Raw genomic sequence first — 21,418 nt, 5'->3', positions numbered from 1 at the left:
TCTTCGCTATGTTATATTGAATATAGCAATTTTGCACATTTTATCAGGAGGTGCGCTAATATGGCAACCACTTGCGAAAGATGCGGAAAAACTTTACGAACAGGTTTTCTCTCTGATGCAGTAGAATGCAACGGCAAAATGTACTGCGAAGACTGCTTTGCACAGGTCCTTGAAGAAATTAAGGCTGAGCAAAACAAACAGAGAGAAGAAGAGGCTAAGCAAAAGCAGGCTGAAGAAGCCGCAAAACAAGCTGAAGAGCTTCGCCGAAAGAATATGACTTGGCAGGAACGCGAACAAGAAGAAAAAAATCGTGCTCAGGGAATCGAAAATGTCTTATTGACAACCACAAATAACCTCGAGGGGCACACTATTGAGACCTATTTGGGCATTCGTTCCGTCTCTGTCGGAACAAATTTTGACAACGCCAAAGCCCTTCTTAATGCAGAGGCTCAAATATATGCATCATTAAAACAATTTGCATTTGACGCTGGCGGAAATGCCGTTATCGGCGTACAATTCCAGTACTTTTCCTCTTACGAAAAAGAAATCTCCGTGGTGTCGCCCTCCCACATGATCGTCGCGCATGGAACAATCGTGCGAATGAAATAAAACTAAATTTAGGAGGATATTTACATGCCAGAAGAACGCTTACTTGAAATGCTACGAGATGTTGCTTATGACTTGCAGGGTCCTGATGTTAATTTTGAATGTTACATCGGTAATGGTTATGACTTTTTCATTGATTTAAATCATAATCCACACGTCATAAAATTCAGTAAACTTGCTGAAAAGAGAGCAGTATATATCGCTCTACAAAAAATTGAATCCATTCTTCGAGATGCAAATTACACAAACATAGCCATCAACCCTAATCAAAAAAGTCGTTATAATGTTCCCGAATATATGATAACATTTAACTAAAAGATGCTCTACCTTTTCAAAATGGAAGGTAGGGCATTTTATCTACCCTTATCATATTCATAAATCTGACTTACCTTTTCTGCGCTTTCCGGTACTCCGTCGGCAGGACGCCGAAGGCCTTGTGGAATTCGGTGGAGAACTTGCTCTGGCTCTCGTAGCCGACGGCGCGCGCGACCTGCGCGACGTTCTCGTCGCCCTCGAGCAGCAGCTTTGCCGCGTGCTGCATGCGGTGCTCGCGGATGTGCGAGGCGAGCGAGCTGCCGTAGACGGACTTGAAGAGCGCCTTCATCGTCGAGGGGTTCATCAAAAAGCGGCGCGACAGCTCGTCGATCGTCGTGCGGCTGTCTAAGTGCTGCGTCAGGTAGTCGTGCACGGCGCGGATGGTCTCGATCTGCTCACTCGTGCCGCCGCCCTCGTACACCTCGGCGTCGAGCGGGGGCAGGTGCGGCGCGCCGGTGGCGGCCTTGCTCTCCTCCTCGGGACAGGAAATCTCCATCGTGCGCTCGATCATGCGGTGCAATAGCTGCGCCTGCTCGCTGTCCGACGCGCGGTAGTAGACCTCCTTCCCCACGCGGCGCGAGACGAGAAGTCCGCTCTCACGCAGCTGCCTCAAATGGTGCGACACCGCGGGCGAGCTCATGCCGACCATCGCGGAGAGGTCGATGACGCACTCCTCGCAGTGGCACAGCAGCCAGAAAATGCGCACGCGGCTGCTGTCGGAGAGCTGCTTGAACACGTCCGCCACGGTCTGGAAGCTGCCGATCGTCTCCACCGATTCCTGCAGCTCCCGCATCGTGCCCTCGTCGCTGTGCTGGTGGGGTAAATGCACTTCGCTCATCGATGTTCCTCCTTTCTTTTCGAGGTCTGCGGGCGCGTCCGTATCCCGTTTGGAAGTTTGTTTCGCCCGAACGGAAGAGACATGCGAGCAGCCCTTGACTTTTGCCTTTGCGGACATTATAGTACGGTCATCAAGATTAAACAAGCACTTAATCGTTAAATATTTTGTGCCGAAAAGGAGAAACATACCATGAAAAAGACCTATCAGATCGAAGTCGACTGCGCCAACTGCGCCAACCTCATGGAAGAAGCCACCAAGAAGACCGAGGGCGTCGCCGACGCCGTCGTGAACTTCATGACCCAGAAGATGACCGTCGAGTTCGCCGAGGGTCAGGACCCCAAGGCCGTGATGAAGGCCGTCCTCAAAAATTGCAAGAAGGTCGAGGACGACTGCGAGATCTATCTGTAAGAGATCTTCTCCCTCTCACGCCCCGGACGAACGCGCCGGGGCGCGTTCTTAGGCAAAATTCAAATTCTCCCCCTTCAAGGAGGTCATCTTTATGACGAAAAAGCAGAAAAAGATGCTCTACCGCATCCTGATCGCGGCGGTGCTGTTCCTCGCCGCGAAATTCATTCCCATGCCAATGCTCGTCTCCACCGCGCTCTACTTCGCCGCCTATGTCACCATCGGCTACGACATTCTGCGCAAGGCATGGAAGGGCATCTGTAACCATCAGGTGTTCGACGAAAACTTCCTGATGGCGGTCGCCACGATTGGCGCCATCGCGCTCGCCATCTATGAAAAGAGCGGCGACTATGCCGAGGCCGTGGCGGTCATGCTCTTCTACCAGATCGGCGAGCTGTTCCAGAGCTACGCCGTCGGCAAGTCCCGCCGCAACATCACGGCGCTGATGGACATCCGCCCCGACTACGCGAACATCGAGCGCGACGGCAAGCTCGAACAGGTTGATCCCGACGACGTGGCCGTCGGCACGGTCATCACCGTCCAGCCGGGCGAGAAAATTCCCATCGACGGATGTATCGTCGAGGGCTCGTCCACGCTCAACACCGCGGCGCTGACGGGCGAGAGCCTCCCGCGCGACGTGATGACCGGCGACGAGGTCATCAGCGGCTGCATCAACATGACGGGCGTTCTGAAGGTCAAGACAACGAAGGCCTTCGGCGAGTCCACCGTCTCGAAGATTTTGGAGCTGATGGAAAACTCCAGCTCGCACAAGTCCCGCTCCGAGGCGTTCATCTCCCGGTTTGCCCGCGTCTACACCCCCGCCGTGTGCTACAGCGCGCTGGCGCTGGCTATTCTTCCCCCGGTCATCAATCTTTTGATGGGCAATGCCTCCGCGTGGGGCGTGTGGGTCTACCGCGCGCTCACGTTCCTTGTCATTTCGTGTCCCTGCGCGCTGGTCATCAGCATCCCCCTCAGCTTCTTCGCGGGCCTCGGCGGCGCAGGACACGAGGGCATTCTCATCAAGGGCTCGAACTACTTAGAGGCGCTGTCCAAGACCAAGATCGTCGTCTTCGACAAGACCGGCACGCTCACGCAGGGCGTGTTCGAGGTCACGGGCGTGCACCACAGCCCGATGGAGGACCGCAAGCTGCTTGAATACGCGGCGCTCGCCGAGTGCGCGTCCTCGCACCCCATCAGCAGGAGCTTACAGAAGGCCTGCGGCGTGGAGCTCGACCGCTCCCGCGTGACGGACATCGAAGAGCGCGGCGGCCGCGGCGTGGTCGCGACCGTGGATGGCCACAGCGTGGCCGCGGGCAACGGCAAGCTCATGGATGAGCTCGGCGTCAAGTGGCAGGACTGCCACAGCGTCGGCACGATCGTCCACATGGCGGTCGACGGCGAGTACGCCGGCCACATCGTGATCTCCGACGTGGTAAAGAGCGACGCGCGCGATGCCATCGCGGCCCTCAAGCGCGCGGGCGTGCAGAAGACCGTCATGCTCACGGGCGACATCAAGAAGGTCGCCGATCACGTGGCGCAGGAGCTCGGCGTCGACGAAGTGCACGCAGAGCTGCTCCCGGGCGACAAGGTCGCGCAGGTCGAGCGACTGCTGGGTGAAAAGGGCAAGGATGACTGCCTCGCCTTCGTCGGCGACGGCATCAATGACGCGCCCGTGCTCTCCCGCGCGGATATCGGCATCGCGATGGGCGCGATGGGCTCCGACGCCGCCATTGAGGCAGCGGACGTCGTGCTGATGGACGACGATCCGATGAAGATCGCCAAGGGCATCCAGATCTCGCGCAAGTGCATTCGCATCGTGTACGAGAACATCGTCTTCTCGCTCGGCGTGAAGCTGACGTGCCTGCTGCTCGTCGCCATCGGTATTGCCAACATGTGGATGGGCATCTTCGCCGACGTCGGCGTGATGGTCTTAGCGGTTCTCAATGCAATCAGAGCGCTGCGCACTTCAAAAAACTGACAAAGTCAGTTTTTTGAGCAGAATTTCACTGCGCTCAGCGCACGCGCCAAAGGCGCGCACGTTCGCTCCGTGCAAAGTGTTTTTTGGCACGCACATGTCGTTCCAAAAACGATTTCAATTTATTTGCGCCGTGCGCGGCGCAAAGTCTGCGACGCTTATTTTGCGGGCGGCAAAGTCTGCGACGCTTTTACAAACGAGAGGACGGCATTTGCCGTCCTCTTTTTGTTGTGCATTGCAATGCAGGCTTTCTTTTCGTATAATGACCGTATCAAAACGATTTTGGAGGACACCACCATGAAGGTCAGCGTGATCCAGATGAATATGCGCTCGCTGGAGAGCAAAGCGAACTTTGACCGCGCGGAGGCGCTCGTGCGCCGCGCTGTCGGGGAAAACGGCCCCGACGTTGTCGTCCTGCCCGAGACGTGGAACACGGGCTTCATGCCCGCGGGCGACCTTGCCGCATCGTGCGATGAAAACGCAAAGGCCGTCCGCGCGCGCTTTTCCCCGCTCGCGCGCGAGCTGAATGTCAACATCGTCGCGGGAAGCGTGTCGAATCTCCGCAATGGCAAGATCTACAACACCGCCTGCGTCTTCGACCGCGCGGGCGCGTGCATTGCCGAATACGACAAGACCCACCCCTTCACGCCGATGGGCGAGCACGAGGTCTACACTCCCGGCGATCACCTCGTCACCTTCACGCTCGACGGCGTGCGCTGCGGCCTTCTCATCTGCTACGAGGTGCGCTTCCCCGAGCTCTGGCGCACGCTTGCGCTGCGCGGGGCGGAAGTCGTCTTCCTGCCCGCCCAGTGGACGGCCGCGCGGCAGTACCACTGGGAAACGCTCACCGCCGTCCGCGCGATCGAAAACCAGCTCTTTGTCGTCTCGTGCAACGCCTGCGGCGAGCGCGACGGCACGCTGTATGGCGGCTTTTCGCGCATCCTCGACCCGCTGGGCGCGGTCTTAGCCCAGGGCGGCGGGGAAGAGGAGATCGTCACCGCTGACTTGGACCTTTCCTCCATCGCGCCACTCCGCAAAGCCGTCCCCGTTTTTCACGACCGGCGGCCGGAGCTCTACCGCCTGTAAAGCGGCAAAAACCGACAGCAAAAGAGGCATCAACGGAAATGAAGATCACCCTGCTTGCATCGTTTCTCGTCATGGCGGCGTATTTTCTCCTACTGTACGCCGGCGTCGGGCTCATTCAGGAGAAGAAATTCTTCTCCTCCGCGCCGCGTGAGGTCTTCGCCGCCGTTCCTGAGAGAAAAGCCGAGCGCTTCCGCGGTGCGCATATCCTCGGCTGGTACCTCGGCATCTTGGCGATGCTGCTGTTTCTCGGTGCGGCAGTCCTCGCCGCGTAGGACGACATCAAAAACAGTTTCCCCTTCGGCGCGTTTTTCGCGCGCTACCTCGTCATCCTCTATGTCATGGAGGTCTACGACATTCTCTTTTTCGACTGGGTGCTGCTGTGCCATTCGAACTTCTTTCCTCATTTTTACCCCGAGGTCAAGGGCATCGTCGGCCCGCAGCTGTTCGGGTACAACAAAAAAGCGCACTTCATGCACTTTTTGCTCTATATCCCTTTCTCCGCCGCCCTCGCATGGGTTTGCACGCTTTTTTGAGGTACAATTTCACATCAAAATTTAATAGGACAAGGAGACACACACGATGAACCGCAAAAAGAGAAAAACGGCCCTCATTCTTCTGCTCGCCATCCTCTGCGTGATCGTCCTGCTCGGCATCCGCGGGACGCGAAAAACCATCGACAAAGCAGTCCCCACAAGGGTCTGCGAAGATAACCGCACGACTTACACGCCCTCCTCCATCACCATTTCCGGCACGCTCAGAAAGACGTGGTCTTCCACCAGCTTCGTGGGGACCTTTGCCATGGAAAGTTACGAGCCCTCGTGCAGAGACGGCGTCGAAGCCAAGATCAACTGGGGGGACAACGAGTATCCGATCCTCACATTTTTCTACGCGGGCAACTTTTCACCGCTCGATGTGGAAAGTATCGACATCGACAAAGACATGGACCGTATGATGGTCACCCTGAACGACGGCACGATCATCGCCTCAGAAAACTACTTTGTCCCCACAGAAGCAATGAACGGCAACTAACTATAATTTTTCCTGCCGCATTTGCCGCCTCCGGCGGCAAACAGGCAAAATCCCTCCCGTGCCGCATTCGCTGCCTCCGGCAGTGAACAGGCCCTCCGCACTAAAAATCCACGCACCCTCTCCCGTTCACCACCCGCCGCATTTTCTGCCCGAATGGGCAGAAAACAGGCGCCAGCGCCGCAGACTTTGCCGCCGCGCACAGCGGCAAATAAATTTCAATCGTAAATTTCAACGACATGTGCGTTGGCATTTACACTTCTCAGCCCGCAAGTGTGGAATTCGCCCGCCAATGGCGGGCGAATTATGCACGCAGCGGGCTGCCATCCCCCCTCAAAAAAAGAGAGGCCGGCCAAATGGCCAGCCTCTCTTTTTTGAAGAACTTATTCCTCGCGGAAGACAAATCCGTTCTCGTCCGCCTTTTCGATGACGGCGAGCGCCTTGTAGGGGATACCGCTCGCGCGGAAGCGGTCACCGCCGCCCTGGAAGCCCTTTTCCACGGCGATGCCGATGCCTTCGAGCTTCGCGCCCGCCTCGTTGACGATATCGACAAGGCCCTGCACGGCGAAGCCGTTGGCCATGAAGTCGTCAATGATGAGCACGTGGTCGTCCGCGTTCAGCCACTCCTGAGAGACGAGCAGCGTGACTCTCTTCTTGTAGGTGTAGGAGAAGACCTCGCTCTGGTACAGGCCGCTTTCGATGTTGTCGCTCTTGGCCTTCTTGGCAAAGAGCATGGGGACGCCGTACTTCTGCGCGCAGATGGTCGCAAGCGCGATGCCGCTGGCCTCCGCCGTCAGAACGACAGTGATCTTGCTGGTGTCGAAATACTTGGCGAACTCGTCCGCAATGTCCTCGAGCAGACGGGTGTCGACGCGGTGGTTGAGGAAACCGTCGACCTTGACGATGTTGCCGGGCAGGACTCTGCCCTCGCGGCGGATGCGCTCCTGAAGAAGCTCCATGGAATTACCCCTCCTGAAAAAATAATTTCTGACGAAATTTTTCGATTGAAATGGTAACTTCCATTTAACAGGATTTTTGTGCAGAATGCAACACGGCAACTTTGACAAGAATTTGTGCTTTTTTTGCCTCTTTCCGTCTATTTTGGCGGCGGGAGCGCCGTTACGTCCCGTTTTGTATCGTTTTGGCAAAGCCCGCGGCAAAAAGCCGCGCGGCGTTGACGGCTTCTTCGAGCGAATTGCCCGCCGTGCCGACCTCGACGAGAAGCGAGCCCGTCGTCGCGTGCTGGTTATAGCGGGAGTTGCGCACGGTGATGGGGCGCATCAATGTGGGGTAATCCTTGTACAGCGTTTCCTGCACGGCGCAGGCGAGCTTTAAGTTCTCGCGCCAGAGGTCGTGGCTCAGGCCTCCGCCGTTCGACCCGATGACGAATTCGAGCTGTGCGGCGTTTTTATCTTCGCCGCACAGCAGCTTGAACTGCTGGCCGTTCGCGTCCTGCACCGCGTCGCGGTGCACATCGAGCACGAACGAGATCGAGGGGTACTTTTGCAGATAGCTCTCGATCGACGCGAGCGAGCGGTTGTACGCGCCCGAATAGCTCGGATAGTCGTAGAGCGAGCGGTCGTGCACGACGCTAATGCCCGCGTCGGTCAGCACCTGCGCCATCTCGTCGCCGATGCGGATCATGTTGCAGTTCGTGTCCAGCGTGCGGAACGTGTCGGACACGTCGTATTCCTGCCCCGGCGGCATGGTGTAGCTCTCCGAGCCGTGAGTGTGGATGATGAGCACCTGCGGCCCCTCCGCACCGAGCTTTGCTGCATAATCGCCTGCAAGCATCGAGGCGTCGAGCGCGGCATCCGAGCCGTTGTTGATGTACACATTGCCGAATACCGTATAGCCCGAGGGGTCGGACGCCTTGAGCGTGCGGGCGGGCGAGCCGTTTTCCGTCACGGCGATCTCGTCCGGCGTCTCCTCCTGCGCGAGCACCGTGCCCTCGCTGTCCTGCGCGTCGCCCGTTTCGCCGCTGCTGTCGTCGGGTTTTTGCTCGAGTTCTGCCGACCATGCCTGCGCGATGTTCTCCTCGCCCTCGCGCAGAAGCGGCGTCGCGTGCAGCGCGAGCGACGTTCGCAGGCTGAGAAAGTCCTCCCCGCCGTCGCCGCGCTCATATCTCAGCAGCATCACGCCCAGCGTTTCGTCCTTGAGCGAGCGGAGCGCGTCGCGCGCGTCCTTCGCCGGCGCCGTGACGCTCACGCCCCAGAGCGTCACCGCCGAGAGCGCGAGCGAGCACAGCATCCGTCCTGTCCGTTTCTTTTGCATCGCGTTTCACCTCTTGGGACAATCCTATGTGCGCACTTGCGCCGATATGACATAGCGCGCCCGCCGCTTTTCGCTTGCAATTTTCGCGTTCGCGTGGTATGGTGATGACAGCGGAGAAAAACTCATATAGTTTCGCTTACATGGCGCGAAAGTTTCTACGGAGCCGCCGAAAGGCTCTGCTATGGGTGCTCAGCCGGGGGAGAAGTCCCCGGGCGGGGCGCTTTTTCTTTTGCACAAAGCTAAAACAGGAGTGACTGATATGAAGATCCTCAAGGGCAATCTCGTTTCCGCACCGGCGCTCGGCAAGCTCGAGATCATCGAGCACGGCTGCCTCGTCCTGCATGACGACGGCAGCATCCAAAGCGTTGAAAAGGCCGTGCCGCAGAATGCCGACGCAGAGGTCATCGACTACGGCGACGCGCTCATCATGCCGTCCTTCGTCGACATGCACCTGCACGCGCCGCAGTATCCCATGCTCGGCATGGGCATGGACCTGCCGCTGATCGACTGGCTCAACACCTACACGTTCAAGACCGAGGCGCGCTTTGAAGACAGCGACTACGCCCGCCGCATTTACAAAAAGCTCGCGAGCGACCTCATCACGAGCGGCACGACGCGCGTTTGCATGTTTTCCTCCCTCCACACGGACGCGACGCTCATTTTGATGGAAGAGCTCGAAAAGGCGGGCGTCACGGGCTATGTCGGCAAGGTCAACATGGACCGCAACGGCAGCCCCGAGCTTCAGGAAACGACCGAGCAGTCCAAGCGCGAAACGCTGCGCTGGCTGGATGCGTGCGGGCGCTTTAAGACCGTCAAGCCCATCCTGACGCCGCGCTTCACCCCATCGTGCACCGACGAGCTGATGAGCTGGCTCGGCAAGCTCGCCGCGGAGCGCGGGCTGTACGTCCAGTCGCACCTGTCTGAAAATAAGGGTGAGATCGCGTGGGTCAAAGAGCTCTGCCCCGACTGCGCGCAATATTGGGAGAGCTACGACCGCGCAGGGCTGTGGAAGGATCACACCGTCATGGCGCACTGCGTCCACTCCGATGAGCGTGAGCGCGAGGCGATGCGCGAGCACGGCGTCGTCACGGCGCACTGCGCGGGGTCGAACATCAACATCTGCTCGGGCGTCGCGCCCGTGCGGACGCTGCTGCGCGAGGGCAACCTCGTCACGCTCGGGTCCGACATTGCGGGCGGCGCGCTGCTGGCGATGAACAAGGTCATCACCATGTCCATCCGCGCGTCGAAGTTCCGCCACATGCAGAGCGACGGGAAGGACGAATTTCTGACCGTCGAGGAGGGCTACTACCTCGGCTCCAGCGCGGGGCATGAGTATTTCGGCGGGCACGGCGGATTTGTCCCCGGCGACAAGCTCCACGCCATTGTCGTCGACGACTCCGACTTTACCGAGGCCGCGCATCCGCTCTCGGTGCGCGAGCGCTTCGAGCGCGCGATCTACATGATGCACCGGCACAACATCATCTCCGTCTGGTCGGAGGGAAAAAACGTCGTTTGCTGATGAAAAGTAAGGGGAGAGGGCGCGCCCCTCTCCCCGATTTTGGAAAATCGCAAAAATTTTTGGACAAACTATTGACAAAAGGCCTCCTTATTTGGTATAGTAGCTTCTGTCCTGTCGAGCAGGAATATTTGGCGGCATAGCTCAGCTGGCTAGAGCATGCGGTTCATACCCGCAGTGTCCCCGGTTCAAATCCAGGTGCCGCTACCAGATGCACGGGATGCGAAAGCATCCCGTGTCTCATATGGCCCGTTGGTCAAGTGGTTAAGACACGGCCCTTTCACGGCTGTAACATGGGTTCGAATCCCGTACGGGTCACCAACTTGGAGGCTTAGCTCAGCTGGTTAGAGCGCCTGCTTCACACGCAGGAGGTCACTGGTTCGAGTCCAGCAGTCTCCACCAAAACCTCACTTCTTCGGAAGTGAGGTTTTTCTTGTTTTCGGCAAAAGAAAGACATCGTGTCTTTCTCGGGAAAAAACAAAAAGGGGGAACGGAAAAACCGTTCCCTCTTTTTTCATCAGATAGTGGTTGCTTACTTGGCACTCGCTGCACGGTAGAGGAAGGTGACGATCTGGGCGCGCGTGCAGTCGGCGTTCGGGGAGAACGTGGTCGTGCTCGTGCCGGTGGTCACATTGTTCTCGACCGCCCAGTTGACGGCGGAGGCGTAGTAGGCGCTCGCGGCGACGTCGGTGAAGTTGCTCGCGCTGGCCGCAGCCGGGCTGGCGTTCGCTCTCCACTGGAAGGTGACGGCCTGTGCGCGCGTGACGGAGGCATCCGGGGAGAAGGTCGTGCTGATCGTGCCGGTGGTCACGTTGTTTTCCACCGCCCACGCAACGGCCTTTTCGTAATACGCGCCGCTCTTCACGTCGGTGAAGGACGTGGTCATGGACTTCGGCTCGGGGCTGCCGTTGGCTCTCCACAGGAAGGTGACCATCTGGCCGCGCGTGCAGCCCGCGTTCGGCGCAAAGGTCGTGGCGGTCGCGCCGGAGGTGATGTTCTTCGCAACGGCCCAGACAACGGCGTCGGCATAGTAGGCGTCGTCGGCGACATCGGTAAAGGGAAGCGACGCGGAGCCGTCATAGTTCTTGTCGCTCAGGACAGAGGAGAAGAGGAAGTTGCTGAGGTACGCGTACTCGTCTCTCTGGTGGACCTTGTTGGTCAGGGAGTTTGCAAAGAGGACAACGTTCATGCCGTTTTCCTTGTAGGCAAAGCCCTGCACGCCGCCGTTTAGGTAGGCCTTGAAGCCCGCGGCGCGCTCGGCAGTGTTCGTGGGGATGAAGCCCTCGGTGGGCGTCTTGGTCTTATCGCTCTTGACGAGGACCGTCGCGGAGGCGGGGACCTTGGAGAAGTAGCCGAGGCCGTAGGCGTAGAGGATATCGTCGCCGTCAGCAATGTAGCTCGCGTTCACAAGGGTCTTGTTGGGATAGACAACGGGAGTCAGGCAGTCCATCGCGCCGTCCAGCTCGGTGTATTCCACGCCGGCGATGAGGTCAGAGGCGGAGGACGCTGCGGAATAGCTGTAACCGATGTACGGCAGGCCGTTTTTCACGGCGGTCTTTGCGGCGGCGTCGAGCTTCGTCGCACCTGCGGCGGCGTCCGCCTTGGTCACGTCGGAGGTCGTGGTGAAGCCCATGAGGTTCATCGCGGCGGTATCATAGTTCCAGCCGGCGCTCTGGCTGATCTGCGGCGTGTAGACAAATCCCTTCTCGCTTTCAGCAGGCGTGCCGGGGACGTAGACGGTCGGGGACTTGGTGATGATCTTCGCCTTCACGCTCGTCTTGTCGACGCCCGCGGCAGAGAGCAGATACTTGCCCGCGACGGTCTGATAGTCGGCGTAGGAGCAGATGAAATCGCCCATGTGGTCGCCGCTCGTGACCATGCCGACGGTCTTGCCGGCCTTGAGAAGCTCGTTGACGGCGGCGGTGGAGTCTTCAGAGGCGTTGGAGAGGATGACGTCCTTGTTCTTGTCGCCGGTGAAGTAGGAGGTCAGCGCCTTGGTGTAAGCGAGGGCGTCATCGTGATCCATGGGGCTGCCGCAAACGGCAGAGATGCTCTTGTAGGCGGCGGGCTCGGCCACGGTGACCATGTCGAAGCCGCGCGTTTCATTGAAGGAGGTGATGCCCTCGGAGTAGAGGACGGTCCAGCCGTTGATGAGCGTGCCGTCATACAGCACGCCGTTGGCGACAGAACGCTTGGCCTGATACATCGAGACGATCATCGTACCGGCGGGGTAGGTAACGCCGTCATAGGTGAATTCCTTTTCAGTCACGTTGACCTTGACGTCGTTTCTCGTGAGCCACTCCATCATGTCGGCCGCGGCCTGGAGGTTGGTCTGATTTTCGCCGTCAAGCGGGATGATGTAGCACTCGGGATAGAAGTTGCCGTTCTGGCCCGTGCCGTTGTACTCGGGACGGAAGACGTCCATCTCCGCGCCCTCGACGTCGTTCTGGTCGCACAACCACTGGCCGACGAGCTCATACGCGTCGGAGTTTAGATTCTTCACGCCGCGCTGGAAGATCGTGACCTGAGATGCAAGGTAGGAAAGCTTTTCGGCAGCCACATAGGCGGCGTTGCCGAGGATACCATACTGCGCCGCCTGAGCGGTATCGTCGTTGTAGGCGGGCAGCTCAACGGTGTAGGCAACGGTGCCCTGCAGCATGGCAAACTGGGGAGTGTAGCTCGTGGACATATCGTCCCACGGGTCTTCCCAGTAGGTCTCGGTGCCGTTGCCGGTGTAGCTCAGGTAATCGCGCTGGGGGATGACATAGCTGTTGTAGCCGTCGTTGTTGGCGACCGCCGCGATGCCCAGCGCCTCGCCGCCGGTGATGAGGTGCTCGGCGAGCAGGTCGTACTCAAAGTTCGGCTCGTGCGGGGGATCGCAGGGCTCGCACTGGAAGGCCTGCACGCGGCCGTGGAACTCAGCAAGCGACATGGGGTTGAACGTGCCGATGAGCTGCTGCATGTTGGCCGTCTCGCTCGTGGTCTGGAAGGAGTTGTCGCGGTTGAGGTCATAGCCATTGGTGGAATGTCTCGTCAGGTAAGTACGGCCGTCGACGTTCTCCTCGGGGACGAGGATGAAGAACACGTCGGACAAAAGCTCGTCCTTGACGTTCACGCTCTTATTTTCGACGGTGTAATACTCTTCAAGGCCGACCTTGCCGGACTTGCCGTTGTTATCGACCGTCAGGTAACCTAAGTAGCTGGCCTTATCCTTGACGAGGTCGGGGATGGCGACGCTGCCCTCCGCGCCCACAGGGCCCATCTCTTCCTTGAACTCTTTTTCGCCCGCGGCGGTGAAGCCCGTGAGCGTCTTGTAGTCGATGGTCTTTTCGCTCGTGATCATCTTGGCAAAGTCGAGCACGCCGTCGGTGGCGGCGACCTCGTTGGAGTGGATGTTGGAGTACATCACAGGAACGCGGATCTCGTCGAGCTTGCCGGACTTGATCTGCGCGAGCACGGCGTCCGGGTCTGTTTCGGCCTGCTCGGTCAGCGCGAGCCACTTGCTCACGCTCGCCTTGGAGTCGGCGACGATCAGGTAGGGCATATCACGGCCCGCGGTGGACTGGCCCATGGAAAATTCTTCCACGTAGAGACCGTTTTTCGTGCCGTTTGCCACGATCGTATCGAGCTCCTTGTAGATCTCCCACATGGTGTTGAAGTTTTCATACGGCGCAACCTTGACAGGTGCGGAGCCGATCGCCTTGCCGCTATTTTGGGCCGTCAGGTCGAAGTAACCGCACAGGTCGATGTAGTAGCCGCCGTTCACATGGGGCACGCTGTAATCGGGTGTCGTCTCGCCGGTTCTGCGGTTGGTGGAGTAGAAGTAGTTATTCACGTGGAAGCTCACATCGAGCACGGCCTTGCCGTTTTTCTCATTCGCCGTCAGCTTGATGTCTGTGAACTGGTGCTCGTCCTTGCCCTCGGTCATCCAGCTGTCAAGATCCCCGCCCGCGTAAGCGTAGGGGAACAGCTCCTCGTTGACGTAGGGGCGGGAATCGTCGCGCTCGAGCGAGAGCGAGACGGTACCGGCGCTGACGGCCGCGGCGAGCGCATCCTTCGTCATGCCCGACACGGGGATGGAGAGGGACACGTCCTTGCCGTTTTCATCGGTGACAAGGGTGATGGTCGCGTCGACCGGGAATTTCGTTCCCAGCAGCGCATCGTCCTTGGGGTTCATGTCCTGGTAGCTGACGGCAAACGCGGACGTGACCGCGAGCGAGAGCGTCATTACCAGGGCCATCAGCAGCGCGAGCGCTTTGCTGACAGAGTTTGGATAATGTTTCATGGTTTTCGTCCTCCAGAGTGGTCTTATGCCGCCACACACAGCGGCGGAAAGTTGATGAGTTTAGTGTAACTCAATAAAAATACATAGTCAAGAGAATATTCATACCTAATCATGCCAAATTTCAGCGTTGAATCTGTATTTTTGTTCATTATTTTTCACAAAGCAGTGCGTCAAGCCCCCGTCTTTCAGATCCTTTTGTGAATGTATTCGCAAATTTATACAGAACCGTGCTGCATAGGATATTCTTCTTCGCCGCGATTGCAAATGACGGCGGGGCGCATTATAATAAGAGGCAATCATCATTCAAACGCAGGAGGAACCGAATATGCGGCTGCAAAGCGCAATCTTTACACTGGACGATACCCTCTTCACCCCCGACGGCGCGGCGCACGAGGGACTCGACAAGGCGCTTTCACTTTTTAAGATGGAGGGCGTGTGGCTCGGCGCGGTGACGGCGCTCAGCGCGGAGGACGCGCAAAAAGCGCTCGAAAAGGCGGGGCTTCACTCTTATTTCCGCTTCGTGCTGACAGAATCCGTCGCGCTCTGCAAGGCGAACAGCGGCACGATGTTCGAGCGCGCGATGAAGCGCCTGCACTCGCAAAAGGACGATACGATCGTCTTTTCCGGCTCGCTTGCGGCGATCCAAAACGCGAAGGACGCGGGTTTTCGCACCGTGGCGGTGCAGGGAAGTGCGGGCGCGGCGGACTGGTCGACGATGCAGCAACTCGCCACGCAGAGCCTTGCGCAGTACAGCGAATTGTTGGAAGATTCTGTGTGAATTTTGGAAAAGCGACAGGATTCGACGTTTTTTAGTTGCAGTTTTTCTCAACTGTGATATAGTAAGAATATAACTATCAGAAAGGAAGGTTCGCGCCATGTCGGATTTCTACTCGGCTACCATCTTCCTTTCGGTCTTTATTATGATTATCATGGACATGCTCGTGAGCGGCAATGATCTGATGGAGCATGACAAAAAGCAGACGGTTTACACGATCTCCGTACTGGTGATCGCATGCATGGTATCGGAATGGTTCGGCGTTTGGATGAACGGAGCCGATCCGTCGCTGCGGACGCTGCACATCCTCGTTAAGACCATTGAGCTGTCCACAGCGCCGATCATCACGGTGCTTTGCAGCGACCTGATAACGCCGCTCAAGCATAAAAAGCTCATTTATACCCTCATCGGCGTCCACGCGGGGCTCGAGGTGCTGTCGGCTTTCTTCGGCTTCATCTTCTCGGTCGACGCACAAAACGTTTATCATCACGAAACGTTTTACTGGGTCTACGTGCTGGCCTATGCCAGCGGCGTTCTGCTGTTCATTGGTCAGCTGCTGAGCGAGAGTTCGCACCATTATGGCCTGTATCGGGCGCTCGTTATCATCCTGCCGGTCTTTTTCTTCTGTGGGCTGTTCCTCCAGTATGGTGCCGGAGTGCGCATCATGTGGGCGTGCTCAGCGGTCGATGTTCTGATGGTTTACATCCTGTATTCCGAGCTCACGCAGAAAATCGACATGCTGACTCATCTTCTGAACCGCAGCAGCTATGAGAGCCGTCTCGCCTCGTTGCGCGGGCACGCAGTCATCTACTATTTCGACGTGGACGAGTTCAAGTCCGTCAACGACACCTTCGGCCATGGCGTGGGCGACGCGGTGCTTGCCGAGGTCGGCAGCACGATCTACGCCGTGTTCTCCAAGGTCGGCTACTGCTACCGCATCGGCGGCGACGAATTCTGCGTCATCGCGCAAATCTCCGACACGGCGGCGGAAAAGTATCTTTCGGAATTCCTGCGCGAGCTGACGGCACGGCGAGTGAAAAACGAGCACCTGCCGCACGTGTCGGTCGGCTATGCGTGCTTCAATCCGGTGCTCGGCAGCGTAGAGGATGCGATCAAACGCGCCGACCGGATGATGTACCACTACAAGCGCAAGCTCAAAAGCGAAGCGCTCACAAATGATGATACCGTAAAAAGCTGACGATCTTTTGACCGTCAGCTTTTTGTATCTGCTTTTATTTCGCCTCGATCTCCGCGTCTTCCTGCGGCTGGAGCTTGCTGCCAAAATACGCGAGCACCACGCCGAGGATGGCGCACGCGACGCCCCAGACCATCTCCGCTGTCGAGGCAAAGTCCGTCGGAATGATGATGAGCGTGGAGGCCAGCACGATGCCGATGACGGCGTGATAAGCGATGGAGTAGTGCGTGTCGAAAAGCCTGCTCACAATGCGGGCAAACAGCGCCATCACGCCGACCATGCCAAGCCCCCATGGGACGAGCACGGTGAAATCAAGCTGCGCAATGCCGTCGATCAGCGGCGTGAGAAGGCCGACCGCCATCAGGATGGATGACGACGTCATCCCCGGGATGATGAAGCTGAAGCCCCACAGCACGCCGCAGAAGAGAAAGCCCCAGAAGTTTGCGGGCATCTCGGCAAATGAACTGAACTTGACGGCCATCAGCGCGCCGAACAGGGCGAGGAAGCTGACGATCAGCGAGATGTACGAACCGTTGCCGCGCCCCTGCGTACCCGCCTCGTGCCAGAGGTCGGGCAGCGTGCCGAGGATGAGCCCGATGAAGAGGCACGTGGCGACGGTTTCCGACTGGTGAAACAGCGCAAGGATCACGCTGCCGCCGCCCAAAAAGCCGATCGCCCAGCCGATGCCGACGGCGAGCAGCATCCGCCAGTAGCGTTGAAGCGCGCGCCTGGGGTGCGTGAGCAGCTCCATCGCGGGGCGGTAGATGCCGAATACGACTGCGAGCACGCCGCCGGAGATGCCCGGCAAAATCGCGCCCGCGCCGATGATGATACCCTGCACAATGCGCAGGATACCGTTTTTGATGCGGGAATTTTTCATATTGCTGCCTTTTTATGTGCTGCGCCCACCGGAAAAGCGGCGGAACGCGACGCGGTTTAATAGCCCTTTCTGCGGTCGACGAGGTGGTGCATCGGGCGGCCCGCGGCGTAATTTTCCAGATTTTCGCAGAAGAGCTGCACGTTGCGCTCGCAGGTGTAGCCGAGCGTCATGTTGCCCGCGACGTGCGGCGTGAGCAGGAGGTTCTTGGCCTTACGCAGCGGATGATCCGCAGGCAGCGGTTCGGGCACGACGACATCGAGCGCCGCACCGGCGAGGTGGTCGGAATCCAGCGCTTTGATCAGCGCGTCCTGATCGATGGCCGTGCCGCGGCCGACGTTGACGACATAAGCGCCCTTCGGGAGCAGCGCCATGCGCTCGGCATTCAGAATGTTCACCGTGTCGCTCACCGAGGGGAGAGACATGAAGAGAAGGTCAGTCTCGGGCAGGAGCTGATCGAGCTCCGTGACGGGATGAACGGCGTCAAAGTCCGCGTTCGCGCGGCCGCTGCGGCTGACGCCGGTCAGGCTCGCGGGATGGAACGCGCGCACGCGGCGGGCAAATTCCGTGCCGATGTCGCCCGTGCCGAGGCACGTGACGCGCGCGCCGTGGAGCGAGTGAATGCCGCCCGGGAGCACGCGCCAGTCGCCCTCGCGGATGATCTCGGTGTACTCCATCTGGCGGCGCAGCAGCATCAGCGAGACCATGACGGAATGCTCGGCGATCGTCGTGCCGTAAGCGCCCGAGGCGTTCGTCAGCAGGCAGTCGGGATTCTGATACAGGTCGTCGCGGCAGAAGTGGTCCACGCCCGCCCAGCAGCTCGCGTACCACTTGAGATTGCGTGCGCCCGCGATAACGCGCTGGGACGGATGGCCGTAGAGGATCGTGCAGTCGTCCACATTGCCCTCCGCCGCCTTGGACGAGGGGAAGAAGACGATGTCGTAGCCGCAGCGCGCGGCGGTGTCGCGCAGCGTCTTTTCGTATGCCGGAGTCAGGAAGTCGATGATGATGCCGATTTTTTCATTCATGGTTCAATTCCTCCAAAATCATTTCTGCGACGCGCAGGCCGTCGGCCGCAGCACTCATGATGCCGCCGGCGTAGCCCGCGCCCTCGCCGCAGGGATATAGACCGCGCAGGGCGGATTGAAAACTCAAGCTGTCGCGCACGATGCGCACAGGCGACGAAGAGCGCGTCTCCACCGCCGTCAGGACGGCGTCGGGAGAATCGAAGCCCTTGAGCTTTTTCCCCAGCATCGGGATCCCCTCTTCGAGCGCCTCGCACACAAAGGGCGGGAGACAGTCGTGCAGGTCGCACCAGCGGACGGAGGGAAGATAGGTCGGGACGACCTTTCCCGCACCCGTTGACGGACGGTGGGCGAGGAAATCTTCGACCCGCTGGGCGGGGGCGGCGTAATTTCCACCGCCAAGGTGATAGGCCGCGCCCTCCAGCTCCCGCTGGAATGCGACGCCCGCGAGGGTATCGCCGGACGGGAAATCATCCGGTGTGACAGAGACGAGCAGTCCGCCGTTGATATTCTCGCCGTCGCGCGCAAATTCGCTCATGCCGTTTGTCACGACGCGCTTTTCCTCCGACGCGGCGGCGACGACCTCGCCGCCGGGGCAGACGCAGAACGAGAACACGCCGCGTCCCTTTTCCGTGTGGCAGGAGAGCTTGTACGACGTGGGTGGGAGGCCGTAGCGGCCCGCCGCCTCCTTATATTGCGCTAAGTCCATGTCGCGCTGGCGGTGCTCGATGCGCACGCCGACGGCAAAGGGCTTGGGCTCCATCGGTACGCCGCGCTTTTGCAGCATTTCGAACGTATCGCGCGCGCTGTGGCCGGGCGCGAGCACGACGTGCTTTGTGGGCAGCGTGTACTCCCCCTCGGGGGCGCTCACGCGCAGCGCCGTGACGCTTCCGCTGTTCTGCTCGATATCCACAACCTTGTGGGAAAACCTCACCTCGCCGCCGCGGTCGATGATCTCGCGGCGGAGATTTTGCAGCACCACATATAATTTGTCGGTGCCGACATGGGGCTTGGCGTCGACTAAAATATCCTCGCTCGCGCCGAAGCGGACAAACTCCTCTAAAATATAGCCGTGGCGCAGGTCCTTTGTGCCGGTGTTGAGCTTGCCGTCGGAAAACGCGCCCGCGCCGCCTTCGCCAAATTGCACGTTCGAGGTCAGATCAAGCTCGCCCGTGCGCCAGAAGTGCTCGACATCGCGCTTTCGCTGATCGACCGCGCGCCCGCGCTCTAATAAAATGGGTCTTGCGCCGCAGCGGGCCAGCAGCAGCGCGCAGAAAAGGCCCGCAGGCCCCGCGCCGATAACGACAGGGGAGCCCTCCGGCGCGGAAACAGGCGCGGGCGGCGTATATTTCTTCGGCGCGTAGGGCTGCACATTCTTATTCTTGCAGCGCCGTAAAACGCCGGATTCGTTTTTGACCTCGACCGCGCAGGAGCAGACGAGCTTCACGCCCTCGCGCGCGTCGATGGAGCGGCGCAGGAGATGAACGGAAACAAGCGCCTCCTCGCTCACGCGCAGCGCGTGCGCGCAGGCCGCGCGCAGCTTGTCTTCCTTTACCCCCACGGGGAGCTTCAGATTGTCGATGCGAAGCATGTGCGCCACCTCCTTTTTCTCAAGTCTCGTTTCATTTTATTATGACGGAAAGGAAAGCGCAAGGGGAATCGCGCGATTATCACAGATTCTTAAAAAAGTCATCGGGAATTTAAGAAATCGTCAAATAGCGTTCAAGAAATATACATAAATATGCCCTATGATAGCACCATCGAAAGTCAAGAGGCCGCAAACAAGGGGCTCATTCCATAGGAGGTCATCATTATGTACGAAGACGAAAACAACCTGTATCATTACAGCTATCGCAAGGGCGACGAGCAGAACCCCAACGCCCCGATCGACACGAAGAACTACGCCGAGGACCCGTGGGATAAGAATCCCGGCGGCAGCCCGAAGAAAAAGGGCGGCAGCGGTCTTTCCGGCAAGATCGTGGCGCTGGCGCTGGTGTGCGCGCTCGTCGGCGGCTTTATTGGCGCAGGCGTGAGCGGCGCGACGACCAAGGTGAACAAGACGAGCGTTCAGGTCAGCGACCGCGAGGTCGCGCAGGTGCAGACCGTCAAGGTCGACGGCAAGACGCAGATGTCGATGTCGGAGGTCTACGCCTCAAACGTCAACAGCGTCGTTTCGATCAACGTCTCCGCCACCTCGACCAACTATTTCGGCCAGACCGTGCAGACCGCCGCGAGCGGCACGGGCTTTTTCATCACGCAGGACGGCTACATCCTGACGAACCACCACGTCATCTCCGGTGCGAGCACCGTGAAGGTGACGCTCTACAACGGCGAAACGTATGACGCGACCGTCATCGGCAGCGATGAGGATTACGATATCGCCGTCATCAAGATCGACGTGACGGGCGCGACGCCCGTGGTACTGGGCGATTCGAGCAAGGTCGCCATCGGCGAATCCGTCGCCGCTGTCGGCAACCCGCTCGGCGAACTGACGTTCTCGATGAGCGAGGGCATCGTCTCCTGCGTCAACCGCGCCATCAATGTGGACGGCACGCCGTTCAACATGATCCAGGTCGACTGCTCCATCAACCCCGGCAACTCCGGCGGCCCGCTCTTCAATAGCTACGGCGAGGTCATCGGCATCGTGTCGGCCAAGTATTCGAGCTACTCGAACACCACCGTGGAGGGCATCGGCTTTGCCATTCCCATCAACGACGTGGTCTCTCTCGTCAAGGACATCATGACCAACGGCTATGTGACCAACAAGGCCTACATGGGCATCACCCCGCAGACGATGACCGCGCAGATGGCGCAGCAGTACCGCTACGACGTGACGGAGGGCGTGTTCGTCTGCTCCGTTGACCCGGACAGCGCCGCCGCCAAGGCGGGGCTCAAGCTGGGCGATGTCATCACGAAGATGGACGACAAGGATATTGCATCCTATGAAGACCTCGTCGCGGCCAAGAAGAGCTACAGCGCGGGCGACACCGTGACGCTGACCGTGTACCGCGGCGGCCAGACGATGGAGGTCCAGCTCACCTTCGACGCGGCCCCCGAGACGACGGAGACGAGTTCCTCCGACCAGAGCACCGACAACAGCTACAATGGTAACGGCGGGTACGGCAATGGCGGCAACGGCTACTACTCCAATCCCTGGGATTTCTTCAATAATTTCTTCGGCTACGGCGGCTAAATGCCGCAAAGCAGCAAAAAGGCGGAA

Annotated in this window: 19 protein-coding genes, 3 tRNA genes and 1 riboswitch; of the genes, 15 read left to right on the top strand and 7 right to left on the bottom strand. The window is 59.0% G+C overall.

Annotated elements, in window-relative coordinates:
• Nucleotides 1–60: 60 nt before the first annotated feature.
• A complete protein-coding gene (locus NI20_RS0103775) occupies nucleotides 61–609 on the top strand; it encodes a hypothetical protein (protein WP_033120116.1) in 549 nt (182 codons plus the stop codon).
• Nucleotides 610–633: 24 nt separating this feature from the next.
• Nucleotides 634–921: a hypothetical protein gene (locus NI20_RS0103770; protein ID WP_033120115.1), complete on the top strand. Its 288-nt coding sequence runs from the start codon at nucleotides 634–636 to the stop codon at nucleotides 919–921.
• A gap of 70 nt (nucleotides 922–991) precedes the next feature.
• Here the strand turns inward: NI20_RS0103770 and NI20_RS15965 are convergent, their stop codons facing one another.
• Nucleotides 992–1,759 carry a metalloregulator ArsR/SmtB family transcription factor gene (locus NI20_RS15965; protein ID WP_033120114.1) on the bottom strand — a complete coding sequence of 256 codons (768 nt, stop codon included), beginning with the start codon at nucleotides 1,757–1,759 and terminating at the stop codon, nucleotides 992–994.
• 189 nt (nucleotides 1,760–1,948) lie between these two features.
• Here NI20_RS15965 and NI20_RS0103760 point away from each other — a divergent pair, with 189 nt between their 5' ends.
• The 6 genes from NI20_RS0103760 (at nucleotide 1,949) to NI20_RS0103740 (ending at nucleotide 6,254) form a co-directional block, all read left to right on the top strand.
• Nucleotides 1,949–2,167, top strand: coding sequence for a cation transporter (locus NI20_RS0103760; protein WP_033120113.1), 219 nt, complete (start codon nucleotides 1,949–1,951; stop codon nucleotides 2,165–2,167).
• Between the two features lie 91 nt (nucleotides 2,168–2,258).
• Nucleotides 2,259–4,142 (top strand): heavy metal translocating P-type ATPase, encoded by a 1,884-nt coding sequence (locus NI20_RS0103755; protein WP_033120112.1) that lies wholly within the window; start codon nucleotides 2,259–2,261, stop codon nucleotides 4,140–4,142.
• 294 nt (nucleotides 4,143–4,436) lie between these two features.
• Nucleotides 4,437–5,225: a carbon-nitrogen family hydrolase gene (locus NI20_RS0103750; RefSeq protein WP_033120139.1), complete on the top strand. Its 789-nt coding sequence runs from the start codon at nucleotides 4,437–4,439 to the stop codon at nucleotides 5,223–5,225.
• 38 nt (nucleotides 5,226–5,263) lie between these two features.
• Nucleotides 5,264–5,497, top strand: coding sequence for a hypothetical protein (locus NI20_RS15600; protein ID WP_242842911.1), 234 nt, complete (start codon nucleotides 5,264–5,266; stop codon nucleotides 5,495–5,497).
• Between the two features lie 66 nt (nucleotides 5,498–5,563).
• Nucleotides 5,564–5,758, top strand: coding sequence for a hypothetical protein (locus NI20_RS15595; protein WP_242842910.1), 195 nt, complete (start codon nucleotides 5,564–5,566; stop codon nucleotides 5,756–5,758).
• 46 nt (nucleotides 5,759–5,804) lie between these two features.
• Nucleotides 5,805–6,254: a hypothetical protein gene (locus NI20_RS0103740; RefSeq protein WP_033120111.1), complete on the top strand. Its 450-nt coding sequence runs from the start codon at nucleotides 5,805–5,807 to the stop codon at nucleotides 6,252–6,254.
• Nucleotides 6,255–6,634: 380 nt separating this feature from the next.
• Here the strand turns inward: NI20_RS0103740 and NI20_RS0103735 are convergent, their stop codons facing one another.
• Together NI20_RS0103735 and spoIIP are read right to left on the bottom strand one after the other, a co-directional pair.
• Nucleotides 6,635–7,210: a xanthine phosphoribosyltransferase gene (locus NI20_RS0103735; RefSeq protein WP_033120110.1), complete on the bottom strand. Its 576-nt coding sequence runs from the start codon at nucleotides 7,208–7,210 to the stop codon at nucleotides 6,635–6,637.
• A 160-nt stretch (nucleotides 7,211–7,370) separates the two neighbouring features.
• A complete protein-coding gene (gene spoIIP, locus NI20_RS0103730; RefSeq protein ID WP_081958361.1) occupies nucleotides 7,371–8,525 on the bottom strand; it encodes a stage II sporulation protein P in 1,155 nt (384 codons plus the stop codon).
• Nucleotides 8,526–8,627: 102 nt separating this feature from the next.
• Nucleotides 8,628–8,727: riboswitch (purine riboswitch) on the top strand.
• 57 nt (nucleotides 8,728–8,784) lie between these two features.
• Between spoIIP and NI20_RS0103725 the strand changes: the two genes are divergently transcribed.
• From NI20_RS0103725 to NI20_RS0103710, 4 genes are all read left to right on the top strand, one after another.
• Nucleotides 8,785–10,044: an amidohydrolase family protein gene (locus NI20_RS0103725; protein ID WP_033120109.1), complete on the top strand. Its 1,260-nt coding sequence runs from the start codon at nucleotides 8,785–8,787 to the stop codon at nucleotides 10,042–10,044.
• A 130-nt stretch (nucleotides 10,045–10,174) separates the two neighbouring features.
• A tRNA-Met gene (locus NI20_RS0103720) sits at nucleotides 10,175–10,251 on the top strand.
• 36 nt (nucleotides 10,252–10,287) lie between these two features.
• Nucleotides 10,288–10,362: transfer RNA gene (locus tag NI20_RS0103715), tRNA-Glu, on the top strand.
• Nucleotides 10,363–10,366: 4 nt separating this feature from the next.
• Nucleotides 10,367–10,443, top strand: a tRNA-Val gene (locus NI20_RS0103710).
• 130 nt (nucleotides 10,444–10,573) lie between these two features.
• Here the strand turns inward: NI20_RS0103710 and NI20_RS0103705 are convergent.
• The gene (locus NI20_RS0103705; RefSeq protein WP_033120108.1) at nucleotides 10,574–14,326 is read right to left on the bottom strand and encodes a M14 family metallopeptidase; all 3,753 of its coding nucleotides are present in this window, start codon (nucleotides 14,324–14,326) and stop codon (nucleotides 10,574–10,576) included.
• A 325-nt stretch (nucleotides 14,327–14,651) separates the two neighbouring features.
• Between NI20_RS0103705 and NI20_RS14030 the strand changes: the two genes are divergently transcribed.
• Nucleotides 14,652–15,104 (top strand): HAD hydrolase-like protein, encoded by a 453-nt coding sequence (locus tag NI20_RS14030; RefSeq protein WP_052084405.1) that lies wholly within the window; start codon nucleotides 14,652–14,654, stop codon nucleotides 15,102–15,104.
• A 97-nt stretch (nucleotides 15,105–15,201) separates the two neighbouring features.
• The gene (locus NI20_RS0103695; protein WP_033120107.1) at nucleotides 15,202–16,299 is read left to right on the top strand and encodes a GGDEF domain-containing protein; all 1,098 of its coding nucleotides are present in this window, start codon (nucleotides 15,202–15,204) and stop codon (nucleotides 16,297–16,299) included.
• A 34-nt stretch (nucleotides 16,300–16,333) separates the two neighbouring features.
• On the opposite strand, the gene NI20_RS0103690 is transcribed toward NI20_RS0103695, so the two are convergent.
• From NI20_RS0103690 to NI20_RS0103680, 3 genes are read right to left on the bottom strand one after another with little or no spacing between them, the layout of a single operon-like run.
• Nucleotides 16,334–17,176 carry a DUF368 domain-containing protein gene (locus tag NI20_RS0103690; RefSeq protein ID WP_033120106.1) on the bottom strand — a complete coding sequence of 281 codons (843 nt, stop codon included), beginning with the start codon at nucleotides 17,174–17,176 and terminating at the stop codon, nucleotides 16,334–16,336.
• Nucleotides 17,177–17,232: 56 nt separating this feature from the next.
• Nucleotides 17,233–18,201, bottom strand: coding sequence for a D-2-hydroxyacid dehydrogenase (locus NI20_RS0103685; protein ID WP_033120105.1), 969 nt, complete (start codon nucleotides 18,199–18,201; stop codon nucleotides 17,233–17,235).
• Nucleotides 18,194–19,789, bottom strand: a complete 1,596-nt coding sequence (locus NI20_RS0103680; RefSeq protein WP_033120104.1) for an NAD(P)/FAD-dependent oxidoreductase — start codon at nucleotides 19,787–19,789, stop codon at nucleotides 18,194–18,196. The genes NI20_RS0103685 and NI20_RS0103680 overlap by 8 nt, the downstream gene beginning before the upstream one ends.
• 222 nt (nucleotides 19,790–20,011) lie before the next feature.
• Between NI20_RS0103680 and NI20_RS0103675 the strand changes: the two genes are divergently transcribed.
• Nucleotides 20,012–21,391 carry a S1C family serine protease gene (locus tag NI20_RS0103675; protein ID WP_052084404.1) on the top strand — a complete coding sequence of 460 codons (1,380 nt, stop codon included), beginning with the start codon at nucleotides 20,012–20,014 and terminating at the stop codon, nucleotides 21,389–21,391.
• Nucleotides 21,392–21,418 lie beyond the last annotated feature (27 nt).

Source organism: Oscillibacter sp. ER4 (assembly GCF_000765235.1).
In the GTDB taxonomy this organism is placed as follows: domain Bacteria; phylum Bacillota; class Clostridia; order Oscillospirales; family Oscillospiraceae; genus Hominicoprocola; species Hominicoprocola fusiformis.
The sequence above is the reverse complement of the archived record's forward strand: the minus strand, read 5'-3'. Positions and strand labels throughout refer to the sequence as shown.

Bases quoted from the DNA above. Each gene is read 5' to 3' on its own strand.
- NI20_RS0103775 (WP_033120116.1), top strand. From the start codon at position 61: ATGGCAACCACTTGCGAAAGATGCGGAAAAACTTTACGAACAGGTTTT.
- NI20_RS0103770 (WP_033120115.1), top strand. From the start codon at position 634: ATGCCAGAAGAACGCTTACTTGAAATGCTACGAGATGTTGCTTATGAC.
- NI20_RS15965 (WP_033120114.1), bottom strand. From the start codon at position 1,759: ATGAGCGAAGTGCATTTACCCCACCAGCACAGCGACGAGGGCACGATG.
- NI20_RS0103760 (WP_033120113.1), top strand. From the start codon at position 1,949: ATGAAAAAGACCTATCAGATCGAAGTCGACTGCGCCAACTGCGCCAAC.
- NI20_RS0103755 (WP_033120112.1), top strand. From the start codon at position 2,259: ATGACGAAAAAGCAGAAAAAGATGCTCTACCGCATCCTGATCGCGGCG.
- NI20_RS0103750 (WP_033120139.1), top strand. From the start codon at position 4,437: ATGAAGGTCAGCGTGATCCAGATGAATATGCGCTCGCTGGAGAGCAAA.
- NI20_RS15600 (WP_242842911.1), top strand. From the start codon at position 5,264: ATGAAGATCACCCTGCTTGCATCGTTTCTCGTCATGGCGGCGTATTTT.
- NI20_RS15595 (WP_242842910.1), top strand. From the start codon at position 5,564: ATGGAGGTCTACGACATTCTCTTTTTCGACTGGGTGCTGCTGTGCCAT.
- NI20_RS0103740 (WP_033120111.1), top strand. From the start codon at position 5,805: ATGAACCGCAAAAAGAGAAAAACGGCCCTCATTCTTCTGCTCGCCATC.
- NI20_RS0103735 (WP_033120110.1), bottom strand. From the start codon at position 7,210: ATGGAGCTTCTTCAGGAGCGCATCCGCCGCGAGGGCAGAGTCCTGCCC.
- spoIIP (WP_081958361.1), bottom strand. From the start codon at position 8,525: ATGCAAAAGAAACGGACAGGACGGATGCTGTGCTCGCTCGCGCTCTCG.
- NI20_RS0103725 (WP_033120109.1), top strand. From the start codon at position 8,785: ATGAAGATCCTCAAGGGCAATCTCGTTTCCGCACCGGCGCTCGGCAAG.
- NI20_RS0103705 (WP_033120108.1), bottom strand. From the start codon at position 14,326: ATGAAACATTATCCAAACTCTGTCAGCAAAGCGCTCGCGCTGCTGATG.
- NI20_RS14030 (WP_052084405.1), top strand. From the start codon at position 14,652: ATGCGGCTGCAAAGCGCAATCTTTACACTGGACGATACCCTCTTCACC.
- NI20_RS0103695 (WP_033120107.1), top strand. From the start codon at position 15,202: ATGTCGGATTTCTACTCGGCTACCATCTTCCTTTCGGTCTTTATTATG.
- NI20_RS0103690 (WP_033120106.1), bottom strand. From the start codon at position 17,176: ATGAAAAATTCCCGCATCAAAAACGGTATCCTGCGCATTGTGCAGGGT.
- NI20_RS0103685 (WP_033120105.1), bottom strand. From the start codon at position 18,201: ATGAATGAAAAAATCGGCATCATCATCGACTTCCTGACTCCGGCATAC.
- NI20_RS0103680 (WP_033120104.1), bottom strand. From the start codon at position 19,789: ATGCTTCGCATCGACAATCTGAAGCTCCCCGTGGGGGTAAAGGAAGAC.
- NI20_RS0103675 (WP_052084404.1), top strand. From the start codon at position 20,012: ATGTACGAAGACGAAAACAACCTGTATCATTACAGCTATCGCAAGGGC.